At 60.8% G+C, this 13,163-nt stretch carries 11 protein-coding genes; 1 reads left to right on the top strand and 10 read right to left on the bottom strand.

Going from position 1 to position 13,163, the window contains the following annotated elements:
- Nucleotides 1-150: 150 nt before the first annotated feature.
- The 8 genes from HX824_RS24105 to HX824_RS24070 all read right to left on the bottom strand — a co-directional run bounded on the left by HX824_RS24105 (nt 151) and on the right by HX824_RS24070 (nt 9,736).
- Nucleotides 151-480: a GlpM family protein gene (locus HX824_RS24105; RefSeq protein WP_172834602.1), complete on the bottom strand. Its 330-nt coding sequence runs from the start codon at nt 478-480 to the stop codon at nt 151-153.
- Nucleotides 481-498: 18 nt separating this feature from the next.
- Nucleotides 499-1,839: a sigma-54 dependent transcriptional regulator gene (locus HX824_RS24100; protein ID WP_003208736.1), complete on the bottom strand. Its 1,341-nt coding sequence runs from the start codon at nt 1,837-1,839 to the stop codon at nt 499-501.
- Nucleotides 1,836-3,737, bottom strand: coding sequence for a sensor histidine kinase (locus tag HX824_RS24095; RefSeq protein WP_177055198.1), 1,902 nt, complete (start codon nt 3,735-3,737; stop codon nt 1,836-1,838). The genes HX824_RS24100 and HX824_RS24095 overlap by 4 nt, the downstream gene beginning before the upstream one ends.
- Nucleotides 3,738-3,804: 67 nt before the next feature.
- On the bottom strand, nt 3,805-4,539 hold the full coding sequence (locus HX824_RS24090; protein ID WP_003208734.1) for an amino acid ABC transporter ATP-binding protein: 735 nt from the start codon (nt 4,537-4,539) through the stop codon (nt 3,805-3,807).
- Nucleotides 4,536-5,207 carry an amino acid ABC transporter permease gene (locus HX824_RS24085; protein WP_003208733.1) on the bottom strand — a complete coding sequence of 224 codons (672 nt, stop codon included), beginning with the start codon at nt 5,205-5,207 and terminating at the stop codon, nt 4,536-4,538. Before HX824_RS24085 ends, HX824_RS24090 begins: the two co-directional genes overlap by 4 nt.
- A complete protein-coding gene (locus HX824_RS24080; protein WP_003208731.1) occupies nt 5,207-5,953 on the bottom strand; it encodes an amino acid ABC transporter permease in 747 nt (248 codons plus the stop codon). Before HX824_RS24080 ends, HX824_RS24085 begins: the two co-directional genes overlap by 1 nt.
- Nucleotides 5,954-6,148: 195 nt before the next feature.
- Nucleotides 6,149-7,075 carry a glutamate/aspartate ABC transporter substrate-binding protein gene (locus HX824_RS24075; RefSeq protein WP_008433481.1) on the bottom strand — a complete coding sequence of 309 codons (927 nt, stop codon included), beginning with the start codon at nt 7,073-7,075 and terminating at the stop codon, nt 6,149-6,151.
- Nucleotides 7,076-7,411: 336 nt separating this feature from the next.
- Nucleotides 7,412-9,736: a TonB-dependent siderophore receptor gene (locus tag HX824_RS24070; RefSeq protein ID WP_177055196.1), complete on the bottom strand. Its 2,325-nt coding sequence runs from the start codon at nt 9,734-9,736 to the stop codon at nt 7,412-7,414.
- 125 nt (nt 9,737-9,861) lie between these two features.
- Here HX824_RS24070 and HX824_RS24065 point away from each other — a divergent pair, with 125 nt between their 5' ends.
- Nucleotides 9,862-10,584: a tetratricopeptide repeat protein gene (locus tag HX824_RS24065; protein ID WP_008433485.1), complete on the top strand. Its 723-nt coding sequence runs from the start codon at nt 9,862-9,864 to the stop codon at nt 10,582-10,584.
- A gap of 48 nt (nt 10,585-10,632) precedes the next feature.
- Here HX824_RS24065 and glpD read toward each other — a convergent pair whose 3' ends face one another.
- On the bottom strand, nt 10,633-12,171 hold the full coding sequence (glpD, locus tag HX824_RS24060) for a glycerol-3-phosphate dehydrogenase (protein WP_008433488.1): 1,539 nt from the start codon (nt 12,169-12,171) through the stop codon (nt 10,633-10,635).
- Nucleotides 12,172-12,344: 173 nt separating this feature from the next.
- Complete coding sequence (locus tag HX824_RS24055; RefSeq protein WP_134327269.1) at nt 12,345-13,100, bottom strand: DeoR/GlpR family transcriptional regulator; 756 nt, start codon at nt 13,098-13,100, stop codon at nt 12,345-12,347.
- Between the last annotated feature and the right edge of the window lie 63 nt (nt 13,101-13,163).

Raw genomic sequence — 13,163 nt, 5'->3', positions numbered from 1 at the left:
AAGCGAGGTGCCGAGTGGTGGGGCAAGAGCGTTTTGCTTACTTTTGCGCTGTTCAAAAGTGAGCCGCTGTAAGAGCGGAACCAATAGCGGCCGTTACCTAAATAACGGATATACACACCCACCCGGCTCCGCATCTTTGATAGGTGTATGTCAGGCGTGTACCCGGACCCAAACGCTGACCAAAATCGTAGCCGCCATCAACCACGCCACCGCCGCCACCGCCAGCGAAGCCTCCAGACGCATCCGGTCAACCATCACATACAACGTCGCCAGGTACACAAAGTACGGAATGATCGACCACATCCCGAACACGATGGTGGTCTTCAAATCCTCCACCGACCGACCCTTGCCGACAATGTAATGCGCAATCAACGCGAACGTCGGAAACAGCGGCACCAACCCTGCAATGTAGTAGTTCTTGGTCTTGGCCAGCGCCGCCAGAATCAACACCACCCCCGCACCCAATGCCGCCTTCAACAATAAATCCACAATGCGCTCCTAGTGGCTCAGCCCGTACTTCTTGACCTTGTCGAACAACGTGGTCTTGGCCATCCCCAGTTCCTGGCTGGCCTGGGTCAGGTTGCCGCCGCTGCGTTGCAAGGCATCGTTGAGCAGGTTGCGCTCGAACGCCTCCACCGCTTCGGTAAAGGCCAGCCCATGGTTGCCGCTGCTGGCGCCGCTCTTCTTGAACGCCGGCAAACCGAGGGCAAACCGCTCGGCCACGTTGCGCAGTTCACGCACGTTGCCCGGCCAGTCATGGCTCATCAGGCTGGACAGGGTCTGGTTGTCGAGGTCCGGCGCGGTGCGGTCGAAACGCAGCGACGACTGCTGCAGGAAGTGTTCGAACAACTGCAGGATGTCTTCGCGGCGTTCACGCAGCGGCGGCAGTTCCAGGGTCACCACGTTAAGGCGGTAGTACAGGTCGCTGCGAAACTGGTTGGCGCGGCTCAGGTCGTCGAGGTCGGACTTGGTCGCGGCGATCACCCGGCAATCCACCGCCACGCTCTGGTTCGAGCCCAGGCGTTCCAGGGTGCGTTCCTGCAACACCCGCAGCAGCTTGATCTGCAGGTTCATCGGCATGCTTTCCACCTCGTCGAGGAACAGCGTGCCTTCGTGGGCGTGTTCGATCTTGCCGATGCGGCGCTTGCCGGCACCGGTGAACGCGTTGGCTTCGTGGCCGAAGATTTCGCTTTCGAACAGGTTCTCCGGCAGGCCGCCGCAGTTCAAGGCGACGAACTGGTGGGAGTGGCGCCGGCTGAAATCGTGCAGGCAGCGCGCGACCAATTCCTTGCCGGTGCCGGTCTCGCCCTCGATCAACACGTTGGCCGAGGTGTCGGCGACGTTGGCGATCAATTCCCGCAGGTTCTGCATGGCCGGGGAGCGGCCGATGATCCGGCCTTCCAGCGAATCGCGCTCGGCCAGTTGCCGGCGCAGCGACCAGACTTCCCGGGCCAAACCGCGTTGTTCCAGGGCGCGGCGGGCTACGTCCACCAGGCGCTCGGGAGAGAAGGGTTTCTCCATGAAGTCATAGGCGCCGTTGCGCATCGCGCCCACGGCCATGGAGATATCGCCGTGGCCGGTGATCAGCACCACCGGCAGGCTTTTATCCAGGGCCTTGAGCCGGGTCAGCAACTCCAGGCCGTCGATGCCCGGCAGGCGAATATCGCTGATGACGATGCCGGCGAAGTTTTCACCGACGAGGGTCAGGGCCTCTTCGGCACTGCCCACGCCCACGCTGGGAATGTCTTCCAGGGCCAGGGCTTGCTGGCAGCCGAGCAATACATGGGGGTCGTCTTCGACGATCAGGACGGTCAGGTCGGTGGTTTTTTCTGCGTTCATTTCGACTCGACTTGTTGAGGGCTCGCCAGCGGCAAACTCAGGACAAAGGCAGTACCACCGCTGGCCGGATGCTCGACGGCGAGGTTGCCGCCAGTCGCCGCCGCGAGGCTGGCCGACAGCGTCAGGCCGAGGCCCAGGCCTTGTTCGCCGGGTTTGGTGGTAAAGAACGGTTCGAACAAATGCTTGCGGGTCTCGGGATCAATCCCGTGGCCGTTATCGCGCACCCGCAGGCGATATTTGCCGTCGGCGACGTCGCCTTCCAGCCACAGTTCGGGGGCCGGTTGCGCCTGCATCGCATCCAGGGCGTTGCCCATCAGGTTGACCAGGATCTGCTCCAGGCGTGTCTGGTCGATCTGCAACTGCGCGCTGCTGAAGTGGCGGTGCACCGTCAGCGGCAGGGTCTCCAGGCGACTGCCGAGGATCTGGAACGTAGCGTCCACCGCCTTGCCCAGATTGGCTTCGCCCTGGTCATCGCCACGCCGGGCAAAGGAGCGCAGGCTGGCGGTGATGCGACCCATGCGGTCGATCAGTTCGTTGATGGTCTTGAGGTTGGCACTGGCGGTGTCCAGCGCCCCACGCTCAAGGAAGCGCACGGTGTTGCCCGACAGGGTACGCAGGGCGGCCAGTGGCTGGTTCAATTCATGGGCGATGCTGGTGGACATCTGGCCGATGGCCGCGAGTTTGCCGGCCTGCACCAGTTCGTCCTGGGCCCGGCGCAAGGTTTCCTCGGCCTGGCGCCGCTCGCGAATCTGGCTCTTGAGCCGCTCGTTGCTGGCCCGCAGGTCGGTGGTGCGTTCGGCAATCCGTCGCTCCAGCTGGTTATTGGCTTCCTGCAGGGCTTCCCGGGCGGCGAGGCGGGTGGCAATCACCTTGCGGCGCTCGTTCCAGGCAATCAGCAGGAATGCCACCAGCGCAAAGGCTACGGCCACCAGGATGCCTTGGTTGATGGCGGCCCGGCGCAGGTCGTTCAGCGGGGTGAGCAGGGTGAAATTCCATGGGGTGTCGTTCAGTGGGCGGGTCTGGGCCAGGTAGCTGACCTCATGCTCGTCGGCCACCACTTCGCTGTTGGCCGGGAAGGTCAACTTCTCGGTGCCTTCGTTGAGGCGTTCGCGGGCCAGTGGTTCCAGCTCGTTGAGCGTCGCCCAGTAGTATTGCAGGCTGTGGGCGAGGCGGTCCTTGGTGTCATCGCTCAATGGCCGCACGGACTTGAGGCGACGGGCCGGGTCGCTGGAGAGAATGATGATGCCGTTCTCGTCACTGACGAAGGCCTCCAGGCGCGCCCGCTGCCAGCGCTCTTCCAGCGCTTCCAGGCGTACCTTGACCACGGCGACGCCGATGATCTTGCCGTGCTCTTCCAGACCATGGGCCAGGTAATAGCCGGGTTCGCCGTTGGTGCTGCCGATGCCGTAGAACCGGCCGGGCTGGCCGCGCACCGCATTCTGGAAATAGGCACGGAAGGACAGGTCTTCACCCTGGTAACTGTCGGCATCGCGCCAGTTACTGGTCGCCAGCACACGGCCGGTGGTGTCCATCACGTAGATCGCCCGGCTGCGACTGCGCCGGTTCAGGCCTTCGAGGTAGTCGTTGACGGTTTTGCGGGTTTCTTGATTCGGGTCGGCCAACAGCCTGGAGACGCTGGATTCCAGCTCCAGGAGACTGGGCAGGTAGGTGTATTTGCTGAGTTCGCTCTCGACGGTGCGGGCGTGCAATTCCAGTTGGCGTTCGCCGGTATCGCTGAGGGTGCGGATCCCATAGAACTCGCTGATCCAGAAGCCGACGTAACCCAGTCCGATCATCAGGGCGATGATCAGCGGCGGCAGGAACAATTGGCGAATCAAACGAGGCTTCACGGCAAGTGATGGCGGCGCGGCGCGAAAGAGGTTGGGGTCGCATTTCATCACAGATGCCTTGGGTCAACCAGTTGTGGTGAGTGGGGTTGCCCGACCCACCACAACAGGGCAGTGCTTAGTGCTGCAGGATTTTCTCGAGGAAGTGCTGCGCACGCTCGGAGCGGGCGCTGATGTCGCCGAAGAATTCCTCTTTCGGGCAGTCTTCGATGATCTTGCCGGCGTCCATGAAGATCACCCGGTCGGCTACCTTGCGGGCGAAACCCATTTCGTGGGTCACGCACATCATGGTCATGCCTTCCTGGGCCAACTGCACCATCACGTCGAGCACTTCGTTGACCATTTCCGGGTCGAGGGCCGAGGTCGGTTCGTCGAACAGCATGACGATCGGGTCCATCGCCAGCGCACGGGCAATCGCCACACGCTGTTGCTGGCCGCCGGAAAGCTGGCCCGGGTGCTTGTGGGCGTGAGCCGACAGGCCGACGCGCTCCAGCAGTTGCAGGCCCTTCTTGGTGGCTTCTTCCTTGCTGCGGCCCAATACCTTGATCTGCGCGATGGTCAGGTTTTCGGTGATGGTCAGGTGCGGAAACAGCTCGAAGTGCTGGAACACCATGCCGACGCGCGAGCGCAGTTTCGGCAGGTTGGTCTTCGGGTCGGCAATGGAGGTGCCATCGACCACCACGTCGCCTTTCTGGAACGGTTCCAGGGCGTTGACGCACTTGATCAGGGTCGATTTGCCCGAGCCGGACGGCCCGCACACCACGATCACTTCGCCTTTTTTAACCTCGGTGCTGCAATCGGTCAGCACCTGGAAGTCGCCATACCACTTGTTGATATTCTTGATAGAGATCATACGGCAAACCTTTTTTGCAGACGCTTGACCAGCAGCGAGGCGGAAAAGCTGATGATGAAGTAGACGACACCGGCGAAGATCAGGAACTCATTGGAGCGGCCGATGATGTCGCCGTTGGAGCGGGCGGAGTTGAGGAAGTCCACCAGGCCCACGGTGTAGACCAGCGAGGTGTCCTGGAACAGGATGATCGACTGTTGCAACAGCAACGGGGTCATCTTGCGGAACGCCTGGGGCAGGATGATCAGGCGCATGGTCTGGCCGTAGGTCATGCCCATCGCTTGCGCCGCGGCCATCTGGCCCTTGGGGATCGACTGCACGCCGGCCCGCACGATTTCGCAGAAGTACGCCGCCTCGAACATCATGAAGGCCACGACGCAGGAGGTGAACGCACCGATCGGGGTGTCTTCGCCGGTGATCCAGCGCAGCACGAACGGCACCGCCAGGTAGAACCAGGTGATCACCAGCAGCAGCGGGATCGAGCGGAAGTAGTTCACGTAGGCGCCGGCGAGGCGCGACAGCAGTTTGCTGGACGACAGGCGCATCAGCGCGAGGATCGTACCCAGGATGATGCCGCCGACCACGCCCATGACCATCAACTGCAAGGTCATGACCATGCCGTTCCACAGGCCCGGGATGGCGGGGATGATGCCGCTGAAATCGAAGTCCATTATTTACCCCCCACGGAGATCAGGCCGGGCACGGCGACTTTCTTCTCGACCACGCGCATCAGCAGCATCAGGCTCATGTTCAGGGTGAAATAGATCAGCGTGGCCAGGGTGAAGGCCTCGAACAGGTTGGCCGAGAACTCGGCGGTCTGTTTGGTTTGCGCCAGCAGTTCCATCAAGCCGATCAGGGACGCCACGGAGGAGTTCTTGAAGACGTTGAGGAATTCCGAGGTAAGCGGCGGAATGATGATCCGGTAGGCCTGGGGCAGCAGCACGTTCCAGTAGATCTGCGGCAGCTTGAAGCCCATGGCGCGTGCGGCGGATTCCTGGCCCCGTGGCAGCGCCTGGATGCCGGTACGCACTTGTTCGCACACCCGGGCAGCGGTGAACAGGCCCAGGCACACGACAACGCTCAGGTAGGCCGAGGTGGTCGGGTTGAGGTCTTGTTTGTACCAGTCCTGCAGGTTCTGCGGCAGCAGGTCGGGTATCAGGAAATACCAGATGAACAGCTGAACCAGCAGCGGTACGTTGCGAAACAGTTCCACGTAGCAGGTCGCGATGCCCGATACGATGCGGTTCGGCACGGTGCGCATGACGCCCAGAATGGACCCCAGCAGCAAGGCGATAATCCATGCCACGACGGCGATGGCAATGGTCCAGCCCAAGCCGGCGATGTACCAGTCGAGATAAGTCTCGCTGCCCACGCCGGTGGACTTGAAGAACACGCCCCAGTCCCAGTTGTAATTCATTAGGGTCTCCCCTCGAGATCGATCGATGTACAAGCACCCGCTTGGGGAAGATCCTTTCCCGCCCGGCGGTGAACGCCAGGCACACGCGATCGGCTCGAAAACCGCCAGGTCGAGTGTTCCAAAATTAAAGCCAGCAGGTAGCAACAGACGCCTGAGGGAGGGTTGGCTCCCTCAGGACATAAGCTTAGTCAGGTATCAGATTTTTACGTCAGGCGCTGGCTTGTCGCTTGGGTTGGCGATCAGATCCTTGACCTTGTCGCTCATCGGGAAGTTGAGGTTCAGGCCTTTTGGTGGAATCGGGCTCTCGAACCACTTGCTGTAGATCTTGTTGATCTCGCCGGACTTGTACAGGCCGACGATCGCGTCATCCACGGCCTTCTTGAAGGCTGGGTCGTCTTTGCGAACCATGCAGGCGTAGGCTTCGAAGGACTGTGGAGTACCGGTGATGACCCAGTCGTCCGGCTTCTTGGCCTTGGCTTCTTCACCGGCCAGCAGGGCGTCGTCCATCATGAAGGCAACGGCGCGGCCGCTTTCCAGCATCTGGAAGGATTCGCCGTGGTCCTTGGCGGAGATGACGTTCATGCCCATCTGCTTGTCGGCGTTCATCGCCTTGATGATGCGCTCGGACGTGGTGCCGGCGGTGGTCACGACGTTCTTGCCTTTCAGGTCGGCGAAATCGCTGTAGGACGGCTTGCCTTCCTTGTCTTTCTTGACCAGCAGGCGGGTGCCGATTTCGAAGATATTGACGGTGAAGTCAACCTGCTGGGCGCGCTCGGCGTTGTTGGTGGTGGAGCCGCACTCGATATCCGCGGTGCCGTTCTGGATCAGCGGGATACGGGTTTGCGAGGTGACCAGGTTGTACTTGGTCTTCAGGTCGGGTTTGTTCAGGTCTTTTTTCAGGGCTTCAACGATAGCCAGCTGAATGTCGTGGGAGTAGCCCACGGGTTTGCCCGAACCATCCGCGATATAGGAAAACGGAATGGAGCTGTCGCGGTGAGCGAGAGTGATCGTGCCGGAGTCGTTGATTTTCTTCAGTGTGCCGGTGAGTTCGGCGGCGAAAACTGGAGTGCTGATCAGAGCAGCAGCGATAGCTGCGCCCAGGATATGGGGAACGATGCGCATCAATACTTCCTCGACATTTGTTTTTTTTATGAGACCGGTTGGGACGGCCACGTTTTTATATAAACAGTACTGCGAAAGCCTGTGACGGCTCCTGAGGCGCCTCAGGCAATCGCCTACGAGTGTAGAGCATGAGTCGTGCCAGACCAGAAATAAAAGGTTAACCATATGATTTATATAGAGATTAACTTTGTGTTACGGGTTTTTTCTCCTGTTTTGGTCCGGCAAACCGAATAGGTTGAGCTATGGCGTTCGGAAAACCGAATGGCGGCGTGGGCCTGTATCGCCCATGAAAAAGCCCCGGGAGTGTGGCTCCCGGGGCTTTTGGGTGTGGCTCTGTCAGAACGTGTAGTCGGCCGACACCACTGCCGCGCGGCCATCGCCGGGCACTGCCCAACCGTTGTTGCGGATACGGGTGAGGTACTCCTTGTCGAACAGGTTGTTGATGTTCAGCTGCAGGTTCAACTGTTTGTTGACCTTGTAACCGAGCATCGCACGCTGCACCGCATAGCCGGGGGAAGTCGGCGAGTTGGCGGCGCTGACCAGGTACTGCTTGGTTTGCGCCGTGATGCCGTAGCCCACCTGGAAGTCGTAGGGCAGGTCGTACACCGTCCAGATGCTGGCTGCATGTTTGGGGGTGAAGGTCAGCGGCTCGCCTTTCTGCACGTCGATGCCGGTGGTCGCCAGGGTGTAATCGCTGGCGCTGCGCAGCACACGAGTGTTCAGGTAGGTGTAGTTGGCGAAGACTTTCCAGCGGTCAGTAAGTTGGCCGCTCAGGCCCAGCGCCACACCGTCTGCACGTGCCTTGCCGTCGAGGGTCTGGGTGCCGCTCAGGTTGCTCGGGTCATTGTCGGCGACTTTATAGTTGGTGCGGTCATTGCGGAAGATCGCGCCCGTCAGCGACAGGGCGTTGTCGAGCAGGTCCCATTTGGTGCCGATCTCATAGCTGACGGCGGTTTCCGGGGAAACATCGCAGTTGTTGGTGGCGATGCTTGAGCTTTTGGCCGGGGTGTAGCAACCCCCATTGACGCTGGCCTGGGACGGCGTCTTGCTGTTGCCGTAGGCGATATAGAAGCTGCCGTTTTCCACCGGTTTGTAGACCAGCGCCAGGCGGTAGGAGGTCAGGTCATCCGCCTGGCCGTAGCGAGTGCCGGGCGTTTCCACGCCAGTGCTGGAATAGGCATTGGTCACCGAGCTGCCGGCGTTGTGCTCGTAACGCAGGCCGCCGTTGATTTCCCACTGTGGGTTGAGCTTGAGCGTGTCGAAGGCATAGGCGGCGCGGTTGTTCAGCGCGCCGTCAATGTGGGCGGCCCGGGTGAAGTTGACGGGGCCGGACCATTCGGAGTTCGGGTCGCTGTAGCTGACCGGTGGTGGGACGATGGTGCTGCCGTTGGCGTTGGTCAGCCATTTACCGGTATCCGCCTCGTATTCCTCGCGGCTGATGGCGATGCCGGTCACCAGCGTGTGGTCGATGAACCCGGTGCTGAAGTGGCTGGTGACGTCGGTCTGGTTGGTGAACATCTTGTTCTGGGTGTTGCGCTCGTTACCCAGTGAGCCGCCGCTTGGCTGGAAGTAGCCCGGCTGCAGGCCTGCGGCGCAAGGGGCGCCGGTGATCTGGGTGCCGCTGGCCAGACAGCCGGTCAATGCACCTTCGGGGCCGGAAGCGCGCAGGTCCTGGCGCACCCGCTCGACGCGGGTGAAGTTGCGCACGGACACGGCGTCGTTGAAGTCGTGTTCGAGCTTCAAGCTGAACGAGTCCGAGGTGATTTGCTGGTCATTGATGTTGTGGTAGCCGTAGTAGTCACTCCAACCCACGCCCGGCATGGGCTTGCCGTTGTAGATCGGGATACCGTACTGCGGCGTGTTGTTGTCTTTCTGGTGCTCATAACTGACGGTGACACGTGTCGGCGTGCCCAGGCCAAACGCGATGGAGGGCGCGATGCCCCAGCGTTCGTAATCTTCATAATCGCGGCCAGGCACGTCGTTACCATGGGCCATCAGGTTCAGGCGGAACGCGGTGGTGTCGTTCAGCGTCTGGTTGGTGTCCAGGGTGGTGCGCTTGTAGTTATCGGTGCCGATGCCCGCACTGATGGTGGTTTTGTCGCGTAATTCCGGCTGTTTGCTCACCAGGTTGATGGTGCCACCGACCGCGCCGGAGCCGGAATACACCGAACTTGCGCCGCTGACGACTTCGACCTGCTCCAGGTTGAACGGGTCGGTTCGGCTGTACTGCGCGCTGTCACGCACGCCGTCTACGTAGATGTCGCCGCTGGCGGAGAAGCCGCGCAGGTTGATGCTGTCGCCATACCCGCTGCCGCCTTCGCCGGCCCCGAAGGTGATCCCCGGCACGGTGCTGAGCACGTCGCGCAGGGTCAGCAGGTTCTGGTCATGAATGACTTCCTTGGGCACCACCGTGATGGTCTGCGGCGTGTCGCGCAATGGCTCGGTGTACTTGGGGGAAGAAGGCGCCACAGGGTTGTAGACGCTCTGGCTTGGGGCCTGGCCTTCGATGCTGGTCGCGCCGAGTTGGATGACCCCTGTGTTGTCTTCTGGTGCGGGCTCCGCCGCGTAACTGAATCCTCCTTGCGCAGCCACTGCCAGGCCCACTGCCGACGCGAGCAAATGCCGCGATGAGAGGGGGGCAGAACTGATGCCGGTAGCCATTGAGTAATCTCTTGTTGGTGTTAGTGAGATGCGATCGTAATTGATAAGCGATCTCAAATGTAATACTTTGTAACCAAATAAATCATGAAACTTTTTGCGGTCCTTGATCGCTACTCGGGGCAGGAATGCAGAGCGCACAGCCAGGCAGCGAGCCCTCGGATATCGGTGATAACCCGCGTGCCTATGTGCGCTGGGTGATGCATGCGGCACAGCTGGGAGATGCCGACGCACAGGCGACCCTGGCCCAGCTGCTGCTCGACGGTCGTGGCGTGCAGAAGGATGAGGCGCTGGGGTTGAGCTGGTTTCGCATCGCTGCGCGGCAGCGTCACCCCATGGCGATCAACATGATCGGGCGCTGCCTGGAGAATGGCTGGGGCTGCGAGGTCGACTTGGAAGACAGTGCGCGGCATTACCGCAAGGCTGCCGATCTGGGGCTGGATTGGGGTTTGTATAACTACGGCCAGTTGCTGACGCGTGGCCGTGGTGTGGAGCGTGACCTTGTCGCGGCATATGAACTGTTCCGCCAGGCTGCGGCCAAGGGGCACGCCAAGTCGATGAACCTGTTGGGTCGGTTCCACCATGAAGGCGTGGTAGTGCCCAAGGATGTTCAACTGGCGCGCCAGTGGTATCAGCGCTCAGCCGAGGCCGGGGATTTTCGCGGGCAATACAACCATGCTGCGGAGCTGGCTCACGACGGCGACGACGTGCAGGCCTGCCTATGGTTGGAGCGGGCTCTCGCGACGGCCACGCCAGGCTTTTTGCAGGCGGCTTATCCCGTGTTGCTGGGCTCTGCCTTCAGCGGGATTCGTGAAATGGGCCTGCGCTATCAGCGTCATCTGCAGGCATGAAAAAGCCCCTGGACCTTTCGGTGCAGGGGCTTTTTTACGTCGGGCTGATCAGGCCGCTTCGATCTTGCCGCGGTTGTGCTCAACCTTGGACAGGTAACGCTGCACGTTCTCCTGCTCCTGCGGCGTGGTGAACAGGCCCAGCTTGCTGCGGCGCCACAGGATGTCCTGGGGCTGAGTGGCCCATTCTTCAGCGCACAGGTAATCGACTTCGCGGGTGTACAGGCCGCCACCGAGGTGGTCTCCCATGTCCGCCAGCGATTGCACGCCTTCCAGCAGGCGCCAGGTGCGGCTGCCGTAAGTGGTGGACCAGCGACGGGCAATCTCGCTCGGCACCCAGTCGTATTTGCTACGGATTGCATCGGCCAGGGCTTCTGGCGTGCTCATGTTTTCGCCGCCGGGCAGGGTGGCTGTAGCTGTCCAGCTTGGGCGCATCTGCGTGAAGTAAGGCGCCAGTTGTGCCATCGCCGATTCGGCCAGCTTGCGGTAGGTGGTCAGCTTGCCGCCGAACACCGACAGCAACGGCGCCTCGCCCGAGGTGCCGGACAGCGCCAGGGTGTAGTCGCGGGTCACGGCCGACGGGTTGTCGGACTCGTCGTTGCACAGCGGGCGCACGCCGGAATAGGTGTGCACGATGTCATCGCGGCTCAGCTGCTTCTTGAAGTGCGCGTTGACCACGTTGAGCATGTAGTCGGTTTCACCTTCGGTAATCGCCACTTTCGCCGGGTCGCCGGTGTATTCGCGGTCGGTGGTGCCGATGATGGTCAGGTGATTCAGGTACGGAATGGTGAAGACGATACGCTGGTCTTCGTTCTGCAGGATGTGCGCGTGGGCGCCTTCATACAGCTTCGGTACGATCAGGTGGCTGCCCTGGATCAGACGGATGCCGTAGGGCGAATCCAGCTTCAAGTCATCCTTGATGAACTTGGCCACCCACGGGCCGGCGGCGTTCACCAGCGCTCGGGCGCGGATCGAGAACAGGCTGCCGTCGGCACGTTCCATGTTCATTTCCCACAGGCCTTTGCTGCGGTGTGCGCTGACGCAACGGGTCTGGGTGTGGATGTGCGCACCCTTTTCCCGCGCAGCCATGGCGTTGAGTACTACAAGGCGGGCGTCGTCGACCCAGCAATCGGAGTATTCGAAGCCTTTGGTGATTTCGCTTTTCAGCGGGCTGTCGGGGCCGAACTTGAGGCTCTTGGAGCCTTCGAGTTTTTCCCGCTTGCCCAGATGATCATACAGGAACAGGCCGGCGCGAATCATCCATGCCGGACGCAGGTGCGGGCGGTGGGGCAATACAAAGCGCATCTGCTTGACGATGTGCGGGGCCTTGGCCAACAGCACCTCACGTTCAGCCAGGGCTTCGCGCACCAGGCGGAATTCGTAATGCTCCAGGTAACGCAGGCCACCGTGGATCAGCTTGCTGCTCGCGGAGGAAGTGTGGCTGGCCAGGTCGTCCTTTTCGCAAAGGAATACCGACAAACCGCGACCGGCTGCGTCTGCTGCAATCCCGACGCCATTGATCCCGCCACCGATAACGGCGACGTCATAGACTTCGGCAAGCGGTGGGGCAGGCAAGGTAGAAGGGTTCATCGGCTGGCCTCGCAATCTTTTTCGTATTGGAATTCGAACATAAATGTTCATTTGCGAAAATGGTAGCTTATAAACGCAGGCACAGCCAGCCCGCTTCGATTGAAAATACTGATCGAAGGGCGAAGAAAGGAAAATTTGTGAACATCAGGGGGCAGGACACCCCCTGTATAGGCTTACACCACTTCCAGCCGAATCTTGTGCTGATTCAACAGTTGCACCAGTGCCGGGACCGGCTGCTGATCGGTAACCAAGCAATCAATCAAACTGATCGGTCCCAGACGAATCATGGCGTTGCGCCCGAATTTGCTGGAGTCCGCCGCCAGGATCACCTTGCGCGCATTGGCAATGATCGCCTGGGAAACCCGTACTTCCTGATAATCGAAGTCCAGAAGGCTGCCGTCTTCATCGATACCGCTGATGCCCACCAAGGCGAAATCGACCTTGAACTGGTTGATGAAATCAACGCTGGCCTGGCCTACCACACCGCCATCCCGGCGCACGTTGCCGCCGGTCAGGAGTACGTCGAAGTCGTCTTTGGCACTCAGCATCATGGCGACGTTGAGGTTATTGGTGATGATTTTCAGGTGGCTGTGGTTAAGCAGCGCACGCGCGATCGATTCGGTGGTGGTACCGATGTTGATAAACAGCGAGGCGTGATCGGGGATTTGCGCGGCGATGGCTTCGCCGATGCGCTGTTTTTCGTCGCGCATCTGGTCGGCACGCATGGCGTACGCGGTGTTTTCAACGCTGGAATCATAGGCTGCGCCGCCATGGTAGCGGCGCAACAGATTGGCTTCCGCCAGTTGATTGATATCGCGGCGGATGGTTTGCGGGGTGACAACGAAGATCTGCGCCATTTCCTCGATACTCACATAGCCGCGTTCGCGAACCAGTTCGAGGATTTGTTGCTGGCGGGGAGGCAGATTCATGGTGCGTCCTTTGGGCTGCCGTAAAAAGTGGCCCATGATGACGCAGGAATCTGCTCCCTGCCA

It is taken from the genome of Pseudomonas sp. D4002 (genome assembly GCF_013385665.1).
Lineage (GTDB): Bacteria > Pseudomonadota > Gammaproteobacteria > Pseudomonadales > Pseudomonadaceae > Aquipseudomonas.
Note: the sequence above shows the minus strand (reverse complement) of the source record. Positions and strands in the feature narration are given on the sequence as shown.